We start from the raw sequence: 13,573 nt of genomic DNA on the forward strand, positions 1-13,573 counted from the left end.
GCTCGAAGGCGACAGCCATCACCCGTGCCATGAGGTCAGCCTAGTGAACGGCCCAAACGGCCCGGGCGTCGGCCTCCGCTCAGCGCGGAGGCCGACACTGCTCAGTGCTTCGCCTCGCGGGCGTTCTCCCTGGCCTTCGAGAAGGCGCCGTCGATGCCCCACCGGCCGCCGCCGAGGGAGAGGAACAGGACCCCGACGCCGAAGAGGAGGAGATCCTTGTCCCCGAGGAAGCCCTCCATCCCGTCGATGAACGGGCTGAACTGACCCCACCGGATGAACGCGAGCGCGCCGACGGCCACGAATGCGAGCAGAAGACCGACCACACGGACCGCCAGACCGATCACCAGGAGCACGGCCAGCGCAGCCAGCCCGAAGCCGAGAATCCAGGCCACGAGACGCGGCTCAGGAATCAGAGTGCGCCCCAGGAATTCGGCCGTGGCGTCGATGTCGCTCAGCACCTGGTAGCCGACCACGCCCAGCACGGCCGCGGTCACCAGCCGCAGGACGAAGAGCCCGAAGCTGCCGAAGCCGCCCACACCCTTGCGGCGCAGCGGCCGGGGATCACGCACGGAGTTGGCGTCCGAGGTCTGAACCAGACCCAGCCGCTGGTCCCGCGCCTCCTTCTCGGCGCGCAACTGGTGCGCGAGCCGCTCCTCCTCGGCCACCTCGTCGTCCACGGTGCGGCGGCCTGCGCCCTCGATCACCTGTGTGTCATCTGCACCCGCGCGGTCTGCCCGGTACAGCCCTGCCAGGGCGGCGGCGCCTGCGGCTCCGCCTGCCGCGCCCGCCGCTGCAGCGGTTTCCTGACCTGCGCCACCGCCGGCCACCACAGGCATCGCCCGAGTGGCGTCAGGATCCTCCACGCCGTCACCGCTCCCGGACTCCTCCGCGGCCTCGGGCACCGATGTGTCCTGCTGGTCGGTGTGGCCCGCAGGCTCGGCGTCTGCGGGCCATCCGAAGGGCTCCACGGGGTGGCCGAACGACGCAGGCTGAGGCTCTGATTCGGCGACAGGCTCAGCCTCGGGCTCGGGCATCCCTGCCTCTGGCGCCGGTGCGGCCTCGTCCCACTCCGGGGCGTCCTCGACGGGCTGCCCCTCGGCGTGATCCTCGCCGTGGACCTCCGCCTCGCCCGCGTCCGCGGCCGGGGCCTCAGCGTCATGGACCCCGGTCTCCGCCCACTGGTCCCCGGCAGGCTCGTGGACGGCGGGCTCTGGCGAGGCGTCGTCCACCGGCGGTTCGGCGGAGGGCCCCCCGCCGCTCTCCTCCGGCGGGCGTGCCTCGGCTGCGGGCTGGCTGGGTGCGGGGGGCACGGGCACGGTCTGCTCCGATGCGTAGTCATCCCACTCGGCTGGCTCCACAGGCACGCCGTAGTCGTCCTCCTCGGCCGTCCACTCCTCGTCGCGAGGTGTGCCTTGCTGGACCCAATCGTTGTTGGACATCAGTTCCCCTATCCGTGGGCAGTCTTGCGCTCCATCTTGGCACCCGGTGGCAGGGGTGTGCCGAGGACACGCCCGAGGGGGTCAGGTCCGCGCGGCCAGCGAAATGCTGATGAGCAGCGCCTCCAACGCCAACAGAGGGGCCACGTTGCCCTCGAGGGCCGTGCGCGCCTGGAGGATGGCATCCAGGGCTCGGATCGTCTGCTCCGGGGTGGACCGCCGCGCGGCCGGCTCGATCTCGTCCGCGAGATCGGCATTGACCAGGGGCACGTCCGGCGCCGTCTGCCTGGCAAGGACGTCGCGGTAGTACCCGGTCAGTTCCGTGAGGACGCGATCCAGCGCGTCGCGCTGCAGCCGCTTACCGCGGGCCTTCTGCTGCTCCTCAAGCTCCCGGATGGCGGCCTGCGCGTTGCGCGGCTTGGCACCCCGCCCGCCCACGCCCAACGCCCCCTGCAGGGCGGCCATCTCCTTCGCGTCGAGTTCCGCCGTGGCCTGAGCCGCCTCCTCCCCGCTGGAGGAGACGAGATTGTCCGCCGCGTCCAGGCAGGCCGTGACCGAGGTCAGCTTCCGGGGCAAGGAGAGGATCTCCCGGCGGCGGATCCGGGCGTCCTCCGACCGGGCCAGCATGCGCGCGCGACCGACGTGCCCCTGCGCGGCGCGGGCGGCGTGCGCGGCCAAGGCGGGGGAGATCCCGTCACGGGTAACCAGGAGTTCCGTCACCGCATCGTCGCCGGGGGTGACCAGCTTGATGGCCCGGCAGCGTGACCGGATGGTGATGATCACGTCGTCCGCGCTCGGCGCGCAGAGCAGCCACACCGTTCTCGGCGCCGGCTCCTCCAGCCCCTTGAGCAGCGCGTCGGCGCCCCTCTCAGTGATGCGGTCCGCGTCCTCCACCACCACGATCTGGTACTGGTTCTTGACGGGCATGACCCCCGCCCGGCCCACGAGCGCGCGCACCTCGTCCACCCCGATCGACAGCTGCTCCGTGCGCAGCAGCGTGACATCCGGATGCGCGCCGGTCAGAGTGGTGCGACAGTCCACGCACTGCCCGCAGCCGCCCTTGGCGCACTGCAGTGCGGCGGCGAACGCCTTGGCCGCGTTGGATCTGCCCGATCCCGGGGGGCCGACGAACAGCCAGGCGTGCGTCATGGCGTGACGGCGCCCCTCCACGGCCCGACGGAGGGTGGCGACGGCGCGCTCCTGCCCGATCAGCTCAGAGAAGACGTCACCCATGGCCGCCATCCTGCCATGGCCCGCCGACGGTTCGCTCGGGCGGGCGCGTCCCTCAGGCCGCGTCACCCCCGAGCATGGCACCCACGCGGTCGGCTATGGCGGTGGCCAACGCCTCACGCGTCGCCCGGGCGTCCAGGACGAGATAGCGTTCAGGGGCCGCGGCGGCCAGATCGAGGAAGAACTGGCGGGCGCGCAGGTGCAGCCCGATCCCCGCACCTTCGAGCCGGTCCTTGTCCGCGATGGTCTCCATGGCCAGGGACGGGTCCGTGTCGAGCAGCACCGTGAGGTTCGGCGTGAGCCCACCCACGGCCCACCAGGCGATCCTGCCGACCTCGTCGATGTCCAGCGCCCGACCCGCCCCCTGATAGGCGATCATGGAATCGACATAGCGGTCGCACACCACCACGTCGCCGCGCTCCAACGCGGGCCCGATCAGCTCGAAGACGTGCTGGGCCTTGTCAGCGGCGTACATGAGCGCCTCGGCGCGCGCGTCCACGTGGCCCATCGCCGGGTCCAGCACCAGGCGCCGCAGCTCGGTCCCCACCTGCGTGCCGCCCGGCTGCCTCGTGACGACGTGACCCACGCCGCGACCCTCGAGCCACCGGGACAGGCGTTCCACCTGCGTGGACTTGCCCACGCCGTCGCCTCCCTCGAAGACGATGAACAGGCCCATCATTTCTTCCCGACCTGACTCTTCCCGGCTCGCTTCATGAGCTTGCGGGCCTCGGCGACGCGTTCGGGCCACCGCTCGATGAAGGCCTCACGCTGCGTCCGCACCTGGTGACGTTTCCGCTCGGCGTCACGCCCCAGGCTGAAGGCCTGGGTGGCGCTCAGCCCGTCCAGCGCCGGATCGCCGACGAAAGCGCCGAGGGCACAGCGACGCAGATCCTGGGTCACGTCCGCCAGTCGGCGCAGGAACCTGGTGACCACCTTGGGGAACAGCGGGGACGCCACCGCGACCACCACCTCGAGCTGTTCGGCGGCACGCAGGGCCCCCTGCCACTTGTCGTCCGGGGAGTCCACCGCCAGGGCGCGACAGCGGTCCGCGAGAATGAACGTGGCCTGCTCGGCGCGCTCGTAGAGCAGTTCCCCGGCCTGCTTGTGCGCGAGATCCCCCAGGCGCGGCGCTCTTACGGCGCCTACGAGGGAGTCGATGACGTCCAGCATGGGTGTCTCGATCTCCGCCGGCGACGAGTACGGCAGTCCCGCCAGCGCCCGCTCGGTGGCCTCGCGCCAGGACGGCTCCAGCACCGGGGCCAGACCGCGAAGGTCGCGGCCGAAGGCCCAGAGCCTTGCGTTGAGGTCCGCCAGGTCGTCGCTCTCTGCGGCACGGCGCGCCAGGTCCGCCCGCACGAGGCTGTGGAGGTGCTCAGCGAACACGGCGCCGACGAACTCCTCCAGCGAGAAGTCGCGACGGATCTCGCGGGGGCGGGGGAAGCTGGTGAGCCCCGTCGCCGGGGCACCGAGTCGCTGCTGGATGGTGGGGTAATGGTCCACAACGGTCGCGTTGACCGACATCGCGGCGCTGACCAGGAAATCGCGCTGCTGGCCCGTCAGATGTTCGGTGGGGGTGATGGTGACTTCGCGGTAGCGGGCGACGGTGATGCCGCTGCGCCGGACCCGGACCCGTTCGTCGCGGACCACGGCCGCGATCCTGCCCTCTGTGGTCCGCAGCGCCCACTCGTCGCGCTCACAGTGCAGCGCGGCCATGGTGCCCAGCACCCCACGTCTGACCAGAGGCCGGAGCATGCGCGCGTAGTGCTCCGGAAGATCACCCGAGGCGCCAAGCGGCACCACCTGTTCGGCGGGCAGGTGCGGTGCCCAGGCCGGTGCCGACAGGTACCACTCGCCCATGCCGTCGATCACCCGGTGCGCCACGATCACGCCCGCCCGGAGGAGCCTGGCGTCGCTGACGTCGAGCACGGTCACGTCCATCGTGTACGACGCGGCCGGGCGACGGAGGATGCGCGGCAGGCCGACGGCGTCCGACGTCAGCCGTGGCGGATCAGAGGTGAACGGGACCTCCAGCCGGAGCACGGCGCGTCGCTTCTTAGCCATGGGGCAACCCTAGTGGCGCGAGCCCGCGGCCAGAGCCGACGGTGCCGCTCACGCCTTCTTGGCGCCGGCTGCCGGCTTCTTGGCCGCAGGCTTGCGTGCGGTCGTCGCCCTCTTGGCCACAGGCTTCTTCGCCGGGCCCTTGGCCCGCTTCTCCGCGATCAACTCGAAGGCCCGCTCGGGGGTGATCGCCTCCGGGTCGTCGTCGCGCCGCAGCGTGGCGTTGGTCTCGCCGTCGGTGACGTAGGGACCGAACCGGCCGGACTTCAGCACCACCGGTTTCGCGGACACCGGGTCCGCACCGTACTCCTTCAGCGGCGCCGCGGCGGCAGCCCGCCCGCGCGTCTTCGGTTGCGCGTAGATGGCCAGCGCCTCCTCCAGGGAAATGGAGAAGATCTGATCCTCAGCGGCCAGGGAACGGGAGTCCGTGCCGCGCTTGAGGTACGGACCGTAGCGGCCGTTCTGCGCCGTGATCTCGGTGCCGTCCGGGTCCACCCCCACCACGCGGGGCAGGCTCATCAGCAGGAGCGCGGTGGGCAGGTCGATGGAGTCCAGCGACATGGACGAGAAGAGCGACCCCGTCCTCGGCTTGGCCGACTTCGGGGAATCCTCCGGCAGCACCTCCGTGACGTAGGGCCCGTACCGGCCGTTCTTCGCCACGATCATGGTGCCGGTGGCCTCATCGACGCCGAGCTCGCGCTCCTCGTCGAGCGGCCTGCTCAGCAGTTCCTCGGCCACCTCGACGGTCAACGCATCCGGGGCCATATCCTCGGGCACGTTGGCCCGGCGGCCGTCCGAGGACTCGACGTAGGTGCCGTACCGGCCCACCCGCACATCGATGCCCGAGTCGCGCAGCGCAAAGGTGGACAGCGCGCGGGCGTCGATCTCGCCCAGCTCGGTGACCAGGGTCTCCAGACCGTGGTGCGAGCTGCCCTCCGGGCCGCGGTAGAAGTCCGACAGCACGGTGAGGCGCTTGGCCTTGCCTGCCGCGATCTCGTCGAGCTGATCCTCGAGCTGCGCGGTGAACGCGTAGTCCACCAGCTCCGAGAAGTGCTCCTCCAGTAGCCGCGTGACGGCGAACGCCAGCCACGTCGGAACCAGCGCGGACCCCTTCTTGAACACGTAGTCCCGCGCTGTGATCGTGCGGATGATGGAGGCGTAGGTGGACGGGCGCCCGATCTCCAGCTCCTCCAGCTTCGCCACCAGCGACGGCTCGGTGTAGCGGGCGGGCGGGCGGGTCTCGTGGCCCAGCGCGTCGACCTTGGCCACCTCGAGGCTCCGGCCCCGCTCCAGGACGGGCAGTCGGGTCTGCTGATCGTCCGAGGCCGAGTCGTCGTCGACACTGACCACGTAGGCCTTGAGGAAGCCGGGGAAGATGATGGTACGACCCGAGGCCACCAGCCCCGCCGTCGTCGCCGCGCCGGCCCCGACCTGGACCGGAGCGAAGGCAGCGTCGACCCGGATGGTCAGCGACTCGCCCTTCGCGTCCGACATCTGCGAGGCCAGCGTGCGGCGCCAGATCAGCTGGTAGAGCTTGAACGCGTCGCCCCCCAGGCCGGTCTCGTCCGGATGCCGGAACGTGTCACCGGCCGGCCTGATGGCCTCGTGCGCCTCCTGGGCGTTCTTCACCTTCGACGCGTAGACCCTGGGTTGCGCGGGGAGGTACGCCTCGCCGAAGAGCTCCCTGACCTGCTGCCGCGCGGCCTGGATGGCCTGCCCGGCCAGCGTCACTGAGTCCGTACGCATGTAGGTGATGAAACCCTTCTCGTACAGCTCCTGCGCCACCCGCATGGCCCGCTCCGAGGTGAACCCGAGCTTCCGCCCGGCCTCCTGCTGCAGCGTCGTGGTGCGGAACGGCTCGTAGGGCTTGCGCGTGTAGGGCTTGGCCTCGACGGCGCCGACCACGAGGGTCGCGGCGGTGAGAGCCTCGGCCAGCGCCCGGGCGGTGGCCTCGTCGAGCACGAGGGAGTCCTGCGCGGTCAGCTCGCCGGCGGCGTTGAAATCGCGGCCCTGGGCCACCTTGGCGTCGCCGACGGTCGCCAGGCGGGCGGGAAACGTGCGCGGTTCCGCGTCGGGGCCCGCGTCCAGGTAGGTGTCGAGGTCCCAGTACGAGGCCGGTACGAACGCGATCCGCTCGCGCTCCCTGTCCACCACCAGCCGCGTCGCGACGGACTGCACCCGGCCCGCGGACAACCGTGGCATGACCTTCTTCCACAGCACGGGCGAGACCTCGTAGCCGTACAACCGGTCCAGGATCCGGCGCGTCTCCTGCGCGTCGACCAGATCGACGTCCAGTTCACGGGGATTGGTCACCGCCTCGGCGATGGCGGACCTGGTGATCTCGTGGAACACCATCCGCTTCACCGGGACCTTCGGCTTCAGCTCCTCCATGAGGTGCCACGCGATGGCCTCGCCCTCACGGTCACCGTCGGTGGCCAGCAGGAGTTCGTCGACGCCGGCGAGCTTGGACTTCAGATCTCTGATGGTGGATTTCTTGTCCGGGGACACGACATAGATGGGCTGGAAGTCGTTGTCGACGTTGACGCCGGTGCGCGCCCACTTCTCGCCCTTGTACTTGGCGGGAACCTCGGCGGCCGAGGTGGGAAGGTCGCGGACGTGACCACGGCTGGACTCGACGATGTAGTCGGAGCCGAGGAAGCCGGCGATTTTGGTCGCCTTGGTCGGCGACTCGACGATCACGAGACGCTTTGAAGCCATGGGTGAATCAGCCCTCCGGTCGGAAACTCCTCGAACAATAGCCTGCGCTGTCAATCCGGCCGTGCCACCGGGCGTCGGCGTCAGGCATGTGCGCAATGCCGCTGTCTCCTGCGCGGACGTGCCAGGCGGGATGTCCCGCTCGTCACTGGCCGATGCGCAGCATCTGAGTGAGCAGCGCCGTGCGGAGCTCCGGCACGACGGCGGCGGCCAGGTCCGACGCGTCGGTCTGGAGGACCTGTGCGACGGCACCGAGCACCTGGGCGACGGTGAGATCTCCGTCGAGGGCGCCCAGCACAGCGGCCAGGGCCGTGTCCGCCTTGATGGCGCGCCGCAGCCCGACGCTCTGGCGGAAGACTATGTGCTCAGGATCCTCAGCCCCGGGACGCCCAATGGCCTCCTGGTCCACGTCGACGAGCCGGGGGCGGGTGGCAAGGAGTTCGCGCAGCGCGAGTGTCGCGGCCGTGACGGCGCCCGCGTGCCGGCCGAACACCGCGCCGACGGGTTGCGCCACGGCGTGGGGCCAGGTCTCGAGGCGCAGATGCGGCTCGTCCCGGCCCGCCCTGGTGACCAGGATCCACCCCATGCCGACGGCCCGCACCCCGAGCCTGTCGAAGTAGCGGAGCCACTCGTCATAGGCCCCGCGCCATCGCGGGGAGCCCACCAACCCGGCGTCGGTCAGCCACATCTCTATATAGGAGAAGATGCCCAGCCGCTCACGCTCGATGACCCACGCGTCGCACCCGGCTGGGATCCAGCCGCGGAGCCTGTCCTCCCACGGCTGGTCGAGGATGGCCCAGTTGGTGAGCAGCTGGAGGCTGCCGCCCGGGGTGAGGTGGTCCGCGGCCCCACGCACCAGCGTCTCGACGAGGGAATCCCCTTCGAAGTTGGCCTCACGGTAGGTCAAGGTGTCCGCCTCGTGAGTGGGCGGGCTCATCACGAACGGCGGGTTGGACACGATGAGGTCGAAGCGCTCGCCCTGCACCGGGTCGTACAACGAGCCCGCGCGCAGATCGAGGGCCACCCCGTTGAGCTCTGCCGTGAGACGGGCCAGTTCCAGCGCCCGGGGGTTGACGTCGGTGGCCACCACCCGGGACGCGTGCCGCGCCAGGTGCAGCGACTGCACGCCACACCCGGTGCCCAGGTCCAGCGCGGAGCCCACCCGCTCGCGGGGGGTGATCTGCGCCAGCGTGCTCGACGCCGGCGACACGCCCAGCACGTAGTCCGGGCGCGTCGGGGCCGTCTCGCCGTCCATCCCCGGCGTGGGATCCGCGACGATCCACCCGGACGCGCCGTCGTCCGGGGAGCCGTAGGGACGGATGTCGACCAGCGCCCGCATCCGGCCCCCGGTGAGCGTCTCCAGGTACCCGGCCGCCTGCATGGCCGACACGTCGACTGCCTCGGCGAGCTGGTCCGCGTCGACGGGCTGCTGGAGCACGAACAGCCGGATCAGAGTGGACAGCGGGTCGGAGGCCTCACCGAGCGCCACGTCGGCGGGGACCGTCGAGTTTCGCCCCAGACCGTCCTGCCCCGCCTCGCCGATCCGCCCGAGGACCGCGTCGACGGTGAAGTCCGCCGCCACCAGGCGGGCGCGCAGGGCGGAGGCATCGAGAGGCATGGACGCCATCCTAGGCGCCCATGCCCTGGCGGTCACCGGACCGAGTCGGTGGCCCCCTGCCAGAGATTGACGCCCTCGACGACCGAGTGCTGGTCGATGGCGGAGAGTTCCTCCGCGGTGAAGTCCAGGACGCCCAGCGCGTCGAGATTTGCGTCGAGTTGCTGCACCGAGGAGGCGCCGAGCACGACGGAGGTGACGGAGGCCTCGCCCTGATCGCGAAGTGCCCAGGCGATCGCCATCTGGGCGAGGCTCTGGCCGCGGGCCTGCGCGATGTCGTTGAGCGCCCGCAGGTGGTCGATGTTCTCCTCGGTGAGGAGTCCCGTGTCCAGGGACTTGCCCTGCGCGGCGCGCGAATCCGAGGGGATCCCGTCGAGATAGCGGTCCGTCAGCATGCCCTGGGCCAGCGGCGAGAAAGCGATGACGCCCATGCCCGCGGCCTGGCAGGCCTCCAACAGGCTCGGCTCACCCTGCTCGACCCACCGGTTGAGCACGGAGTACGACGGCTGGTGGATGATCAGCGGGGTGCCGAGGGAGCGCGCGATCTGCTGCGCCTCCGCGGTGAGCTTGGCCGAGTACGACGAAATGCCCGCGTACAGCGCCTTGCCCGAGCGGACCGCCTGGTCCAGGGCCGCCATGGTCTCCTCCAGGGGCGTCTCGGGATCCGGGCGGTGGTGGTAGAAGATGTCGACATACTCCAGCCCCATGCGCGTGAGGGAGTCGTCGAGCGAGCTGAGCAGGTACTTCCTGGAGCCTCCGAACCCGTAGGGGCCGGGCCACATGTCCCAGCCCGCCTTGGACGAGATGACGAGCTCGTGGCGGTAGCGGGCGAAGTCCTCGGCCATGATCCGACCGAAGTTGGTTTCGGACGCGCCGTAGGGCGGCCCGTAGTTGTTCGCCAGATCGAAGTGCGTGACGCCGCGGTCGAAGGCGCGGCGCAGGATCCGGCGCTGGGTCTGCAGGGGGAAGTCGTCGCCGAAGTTGTGCCACAGGCCCAGCGAGATCGCGGGGAGCTTGAGACCTGACGCGCCCAGGCGTCGGTACGGCATGGAGGAATAGCGGTCTTCGGCGGCGATGTAAGTCATACCAGCACTGTATCGCCGCGGCACGGCGCCTGCCGGGGACGGGGATCCACGACCGCCACGCCCATCCGGCCGGCTCAGGTGCCGGCCGTGGCCGACCTGGTGAGCCGCGACGGCCCCCACGGAACCCTTGGTTCCAGGGGAACGCCGACGGTGACCTGCACGACCACCGCCCTGCCCGACACCGCCACCTCGCAACCGGTGACGGTCCCGTGGTTGCGGCGGGCGGCTTCGCCCGCAGCCCCACAGGCGGAGCTGCCCTCGACCGCGGCACTCACCGCAGCCAGGGCTGCCAGCTCCGCGGTGTGTTCGGCGCGGCGGGCGAGATAGAACCACTGGATGAGAACGGCGCCCGCCATGAACACCGAGACGAGGACCAGGCACACCCCGGCCACCAGCGCCGAACCGGCCGCCCCGCGCTGGTCACCGCGCCACGTCATGGGCCGACCCCCGGCTCGTAGGCGGCCCACGCCGTGGATGTCACGCTGAGGGGGCCCAGGCCTGGGACCTCGAGCGCCATGGCGACCGTGACACTCACCCCCGCCCGATCGGTGCTCACGTCGATCGTGGACCGGCGCGGCGCCCGTGCCCTGGCCTCCTGGAGCGACGCGTCGTCGCCTCGGGCCGCTTGACGTGCGATCTGGGCGCTGGATTCCGCCACCGTCGCCTGCGCCACGCCCAACAGGGAGAGCCCGACGAGACACGCGGTGAGCGTCACCGCCGTCACCAGCCCGATGGCCAGCTCGACGGTCACCATCCCCCGCGAGCCGCGCCGGGGCCTCCGCTGCCTGCTCATGGAGCCGGGTCACCCACCGTTCGCGACGGTGGTGAACACGTTGATCACCCAGTCGAAAAGGGTCTTGTAGAAGGTGTTGTCTCCGAAGATCCGCAGCAGCACGAGGGCCACTGTGGCGGCGGCGAGCAGCCCGAGGGCGTACTCGACGGTGGTGAGTCCGCGCTGCGCCAACGCGCGGGCGCGACCTGCTCGGCTCGGGACGGGGTGTGCCATGGGGCGTCCTTTCGGTGTGCCGGCCGCCTCTCAGCCGGTCAGCCCCTTGATCGCCCGGCCATCTCACCATTTCCCGTGCGGGCCCCGAGGTTGTGGATGGACGCGACGGACAACACCGATGGCTGTGGATGACGGGACGGGGTCTCATCCAGCAGGAGCGCCAACAACTCGGCGGCGTCGGCCTTGTTGAGCACCTGGTTCGCGTTGCCGCACTTGGGCGAGACCACGCAGGCAGGACAACCCGCCTCGCAGGCGCATCGGGTGAGACGGTCCAGGGTGGCGCCCAGCCACTGCTCAGCTGCCTCGAAGCCTCGGTAGGCGAACCCGGCCCCGCCGGACATGCCGTCGTGGACGAACACCGTCGGGAGCCCCGTGTCCGGGTGAAGCGCCGTGCTCACTCCGCCGATGTCCCACCGGTCACACGGGGCGAACGCCGGCAGGAGCCCGATGGCGGTGTGCTCCATGGCGTGCGCCGCGGCCCCCATCTGCAGCTCGGCCCAGCCGAGGCGGCCGGCCAACGACGCGGGCACCGTCCACCACACCGCCTGCGTGGTCATGCGGTGCAGCGGCAGGTCCAGCGGCGTGGAATCCCAGACGTCGTGGGTGACCTCGTCGCGACGGAGGTAACCGGTCACCTGGGAGTCCAGCCGCACCTCTCCCCGGCTGACCCAGGTGGCACCCAGCGTCCGCCGAGCCTCCTCCCGCACCACCTCGATGTCGAACGACGACTGGGCCTGGGTGTAGTAGCGGGGGCACGACGATGCGACCATCGCCTGGTGCTCGCCCAGGTCCAGCTCCTCGACGGTGAAGCTCTCGCCCTGGTGGAGATAGACCGCACCGGGGTGCACCGTGCGGTCCGCCGCAGCCGCGTCCACCATCCCCACGACCCTGCCCGTGGTCCGCTCGATGATGTCCACCGGGCGCTCTCCCATGGACCTGAGGTTGATGAAGTCCACCGCGCGATCCGGGCGGGTCCAGAAGAACCTGTCGCGCCGCGCCCGCAGCACGCCCTGCTGCGCCAGCGCCCGGGCGACCACGGGTGCCGTCGGGCCGAACCACCTGGCGTCCTCGTCTGACAGGGGAAGCTCCTGCGCCGCCGCCGCCAGGTGCGGGCCGAGCACCCTCGGGTTCTCCGGATGCAGCACCGCCCGCTCCACGGACGCCTCGAACACCAGCTCCGGATGCTCGAGGAGGTAGGCGTCCAACGGGTCCTCCCTGGCCAGGAGCACCACCAGCGATTCCTGACCCCGGCGTCCTGCGCGGCCGGCCTGCTGCCAGAAGGAGGACAGCTTGCCCGGATAGCCGGACACCAGCACGGCGTCCATGCCCGCCACATCCACCCCGAGCTCCAACGCGTTGGTGCTGGCCAGGCCGCGCAGCTCCCGGCTGTGCAGCCCGGCTTCCAGGGAACGCCGGTCCACCGCGAGGTACCCGCCGCGGTACGAGGCGATCCGGGTGGGCTCCGCCGAGAGCTCCTGGGCCGCGAGCGAAACCAGTTCCGCGCCCTGGCGCGACGGCACGAACGCGATGGTCTGGGCATCGTCATCGGTGAGCCGGGCCAGCAATTCGGCGGTGGCGGCGCGCAGCGACGACGCGGGACGCCACAGCACCGCGGTACGTCGACCGCTCGGAGACGCGTCCCGGTCGATGACCTGCACATGGTCCGCGCCGATGAGCGTGCCGGCGAACTCGCCCGCGTTGGGGGCGGTGGCCGAGGACAGCGCGACGACCGGGTCCGCGCCGTACTGCGCAGCCAGCCGCCTCAGCCGCCGGATCACCTGGGCCACGTGGGCCCCGAAGACGCCCTGGTAGCGGTGGGCCTCGTCGACGACGATGTAGCGCAACGACCCGAGGAACGACGCCCACCTCTGGTGGCCGGGAAGCACCGAGAAGTGCAACATGTCCGGGTTGGTCAGCACCAGATCCGCATGCTCCCTGGCGAATCTGCGCTCCGCCTCGTCCGAGTCACCGTCCAGGGCGCCGATCCGCCACCCCTGCGGACCCACTGCCGCGGCCGCCCGCGCCTGATCGTGCGCGAGGGCCTTCGTAGGAGCCAGGTACACCGCGGTGTGACGCGAGCTGAGGCGGGCCCGCGTGGAGTCCACGGTAACGCCGAGCCGGCCCTCTGCCGTGGCGGCGATGATGGGCATCAGGTACCCGAGGGTCTTGCCTGACCCGGTGGGGGTGCAGACGATGGCGTGCCTGCCCTCGAACAGCGCCTGGGCGAAGTCCACCTGGTGCTCCCAGGGCGCAGGGACCCCCGAGCGCTGGATCCGCTCCACAGCCTCGGATGAGAGCCAGTCCGGCCACCGTGATGTCCGGCCCGCGGCAGGCTCCCGCAGCGAGACGGCGACTGCCTCGTCCCTGGCGCTCACCCAGCCGAACTTCACACCACCACTGTGCCAGCGACGGCTGACACTTCCACAAC

At 71.0% G+C, this 13,573-nt stretch carries 11 protein-coding genes; all 11 read right to left on the reverse strand.

Annotation, left to right across the window (positions count from 1 at the left end; translation table 11 throughout):
- Window positions 1-101 precede the first annotated feature (101 nt).
- The 11 genes from ACZK5N_RS08060 to sftH all read right to left on the reverse strand — a co-directional run bounded on the left by ACZK5N_RS08060 (window position 102) and on the right by sftH (window position 13,535).
- Complete coding sequence (locus ACZK5N_RS08060) at window positions 102-1,439, reverse strand: DoxX family membrane protein (RefSeq protein WP_463624781.1); 1,338 nt, start codon at window positions 1,437-1,439, stop codon at window positions 102-104.
- An 81-nt stretch (window positions 1,440-1,520) separates the two neighbouring features.
- On the reverse strand, window positions 1,521-2,669 hold the full coding sequence (locus ACZK5N_RS08065; protein ID WP_463624782.1) for a DNA polymerase III subunit delta': 1,149 nt from the start codon (window positions 2,667-2,669) through the stop codon (window positions 1,521-1,523).
- 52 nt (window positions 2,670-2,721) lie between these two features.
- A complete protein-coding gene (gene tmk, locus ACZK5N_RS08070) occupies window positions 2,722-3,345 on the reverse strand; it encodes a dTMP kinase (protein ID WP_463624783.1) in 624 nt (207 codons plus the stop codon).
- Complete coding sequence (locus ACZK5N_RS08075; RefSeq protein WP_463624784.1) at window positions 3,342-4,727, reverse strand: hypothetical protein; 1,386 nt, start codon at window positions 4,725-4,727, stop codon at window positions 3,342-3,344. Before ACZK5N_RS08075 ends, tmk begins: the two co-directional genes overlap by 4 nt.
- Before the next feature lie 48 nt (window positions 4,728-4,775).
- Complete coding sequence (topA, locus tag ACZK5N_RS08080; RefSeq protein ID WP_463624785.1) at window positions 4,776-7,442, reverse strand: type I DNA topoisomerase; 2,667 nt, start codon at window positions 7,440-7,442, stop codon at window positions 4,776-4,778.
- Window positions 7,443-7,584: 142 nt separating this feature from the next.
- Window positions 7,585-9,057, reverse strand: a complete 1,473-nt coding sequence (locus tag ACZK5N_RS08085; RefSeq protein ID WP_463624786.1) for a methyltransferase — start codon at window positions 9,055-9,057, stop codon at window positions 7,585-7,587.
- A gap of 32 nt (window positions 9,058-9,089) precedes the next feature.
- Complete coding sequence (mgrA, locus tag ACZK5N_RS08090) at window positions 9,090-10,139, reverse strand: L-glyceraldehyde 3-phosphate reductase (RefSeq protein WP_463624787.1); 1,050 nt, start codon at window positions 10,137-10,139, stop codon at window positions 9,090-9,092.
- Between the two features lie 74 nt (window positions 10,140-10,213).
- Window positions 10,214-10,576 carry an Rv3654c family TadE-like protein gene (locus tag ACZK5N_RS08095; RefSeq protein WP_463624788.1) on the reverse strand — a complete coding sequence of 121 codons (363 nt, stop codon included), beginning with the start codon at window positions 10,574-10,576 and terminating at the stop codon, window positions 10,214-10,216.
- The gene (locus ACZK5N_RS08100; protein ID WP_459017607.1) at window positions 10,573-10,932 is read right to left on the reverse strand and encodes a TadE family type IV pilus minor pilin; all 360 of its coding nucleotides are present in this window, start codon (window positions 10,930-10,932) and stop codon (window positions 10,573-10,575) included. The genes ACZK5N_RS08095 and ACZK5N_RS08100 overlap by 4 nt, the downstream gene beginning before the upstream one ends.
- A 9-nt stretch (window positions 10,933-10,941) precedes the next feature.
- Window positions 10,942-11,145 (reverse strand): DUF4244 domain-containing protein, encoded by a 204-nt coding sequence (locus tag ACZK5N_RS08105; protein ID WP_459017608.1) that lies wholly within the window; start codon window positions 11,143-11,145, stop codon window positions 10,942-10,944.
- A gap of 38 nt (window positions 11,146-11,183) precedes the next feature.
- On the reverse strand, window positions 11,184-13,535 hold the full coding sequence (gene sftH / locus ACZK5N_RS08110) for a DNA 3'-5' helicase SftH (protein ID WP_463624789.1): 2,352 nt from the start codon (window positions 13,533-13,535) through the stop codon (window positions 11,184-11,186).
- Between the last annotated feature and the right edge of the window lie 38 nt (window positions 13,536-13,573).

This window comes from Tessaracoccus pujii (assembly GCF_055326215.1).

Coding starts and splice junctions, on each gene's coding strand:
- ACZK5N_RS08065 (WP_463624782.1), bottom strand. CDS start 2,669: ATGGGTGACGTCTTCTCTGAGCTGATCGGGCAGGAGCGCGCCGTCGCC.
- topA (WP_463624785.1), bottom strand. CDS start 7,442: ATGGCTTCAAAGCGTCTCGTGATCGTCGAGTCGCCGACCAAGGCGACC.
- tmk (WP_463624783.1), bottom strand. CDS start 3,345: ATGATGGGCCTGTTCATCGTCTTCGAGGGAGGCGACGGCGTGGGCAAG.
- mgrA (WP_463624787.1), bottom strand. CDS start 10,139: ATGACTTACATCGCCGCCGAAGACCGCTATTCCTCCATGCCGTACCGA.
- ACZK5N_RS08075 (WP_463624784.1), bottom strand. CDS start 4,727: ATGGCTAAGAAGCGACGCGCCGTGCTCCGGCTGGAGGTCCCGTTCACC.
- ACZK5N_RS08085 (WP_463624786.1), bottom strand. CDS start 9,057: ATGCCTCTCGATGCCTCCGCCCTGCGCGCCCGCCTGGTGGCGGCGGAC.
- ACZK5N_RS08095 (WP_463624788.1), bottom strand. CDS start 10,576: ATGACGTGGCGCGGTGACCAGCGCGGGGCGGCCGGTTCGGCGCTGGTG.
- ACZK5N_RS08100 (WP_459017607.1), bottom strand. CDS start 10,932: ATGAGCAGGCAGCGGAGGCCCCGGCGCGGCTCGCGGGGGATGGTGACC.
- ACZK5N_RS08060 (WP_463624781.1), bottom strand. CDS start 1,439: ATGTCCAACAACGATTGGGTCCAGCAAGGCACACCTCGCGACGAGGAG.
- ACZK5N_RS08105 (WP_459017608.1), bottom strand. CDS start 11,145: ATGGCACACCCCGTCCCGAGCCGAGCAGGTCGCGCCCGCGCGTTGGCG.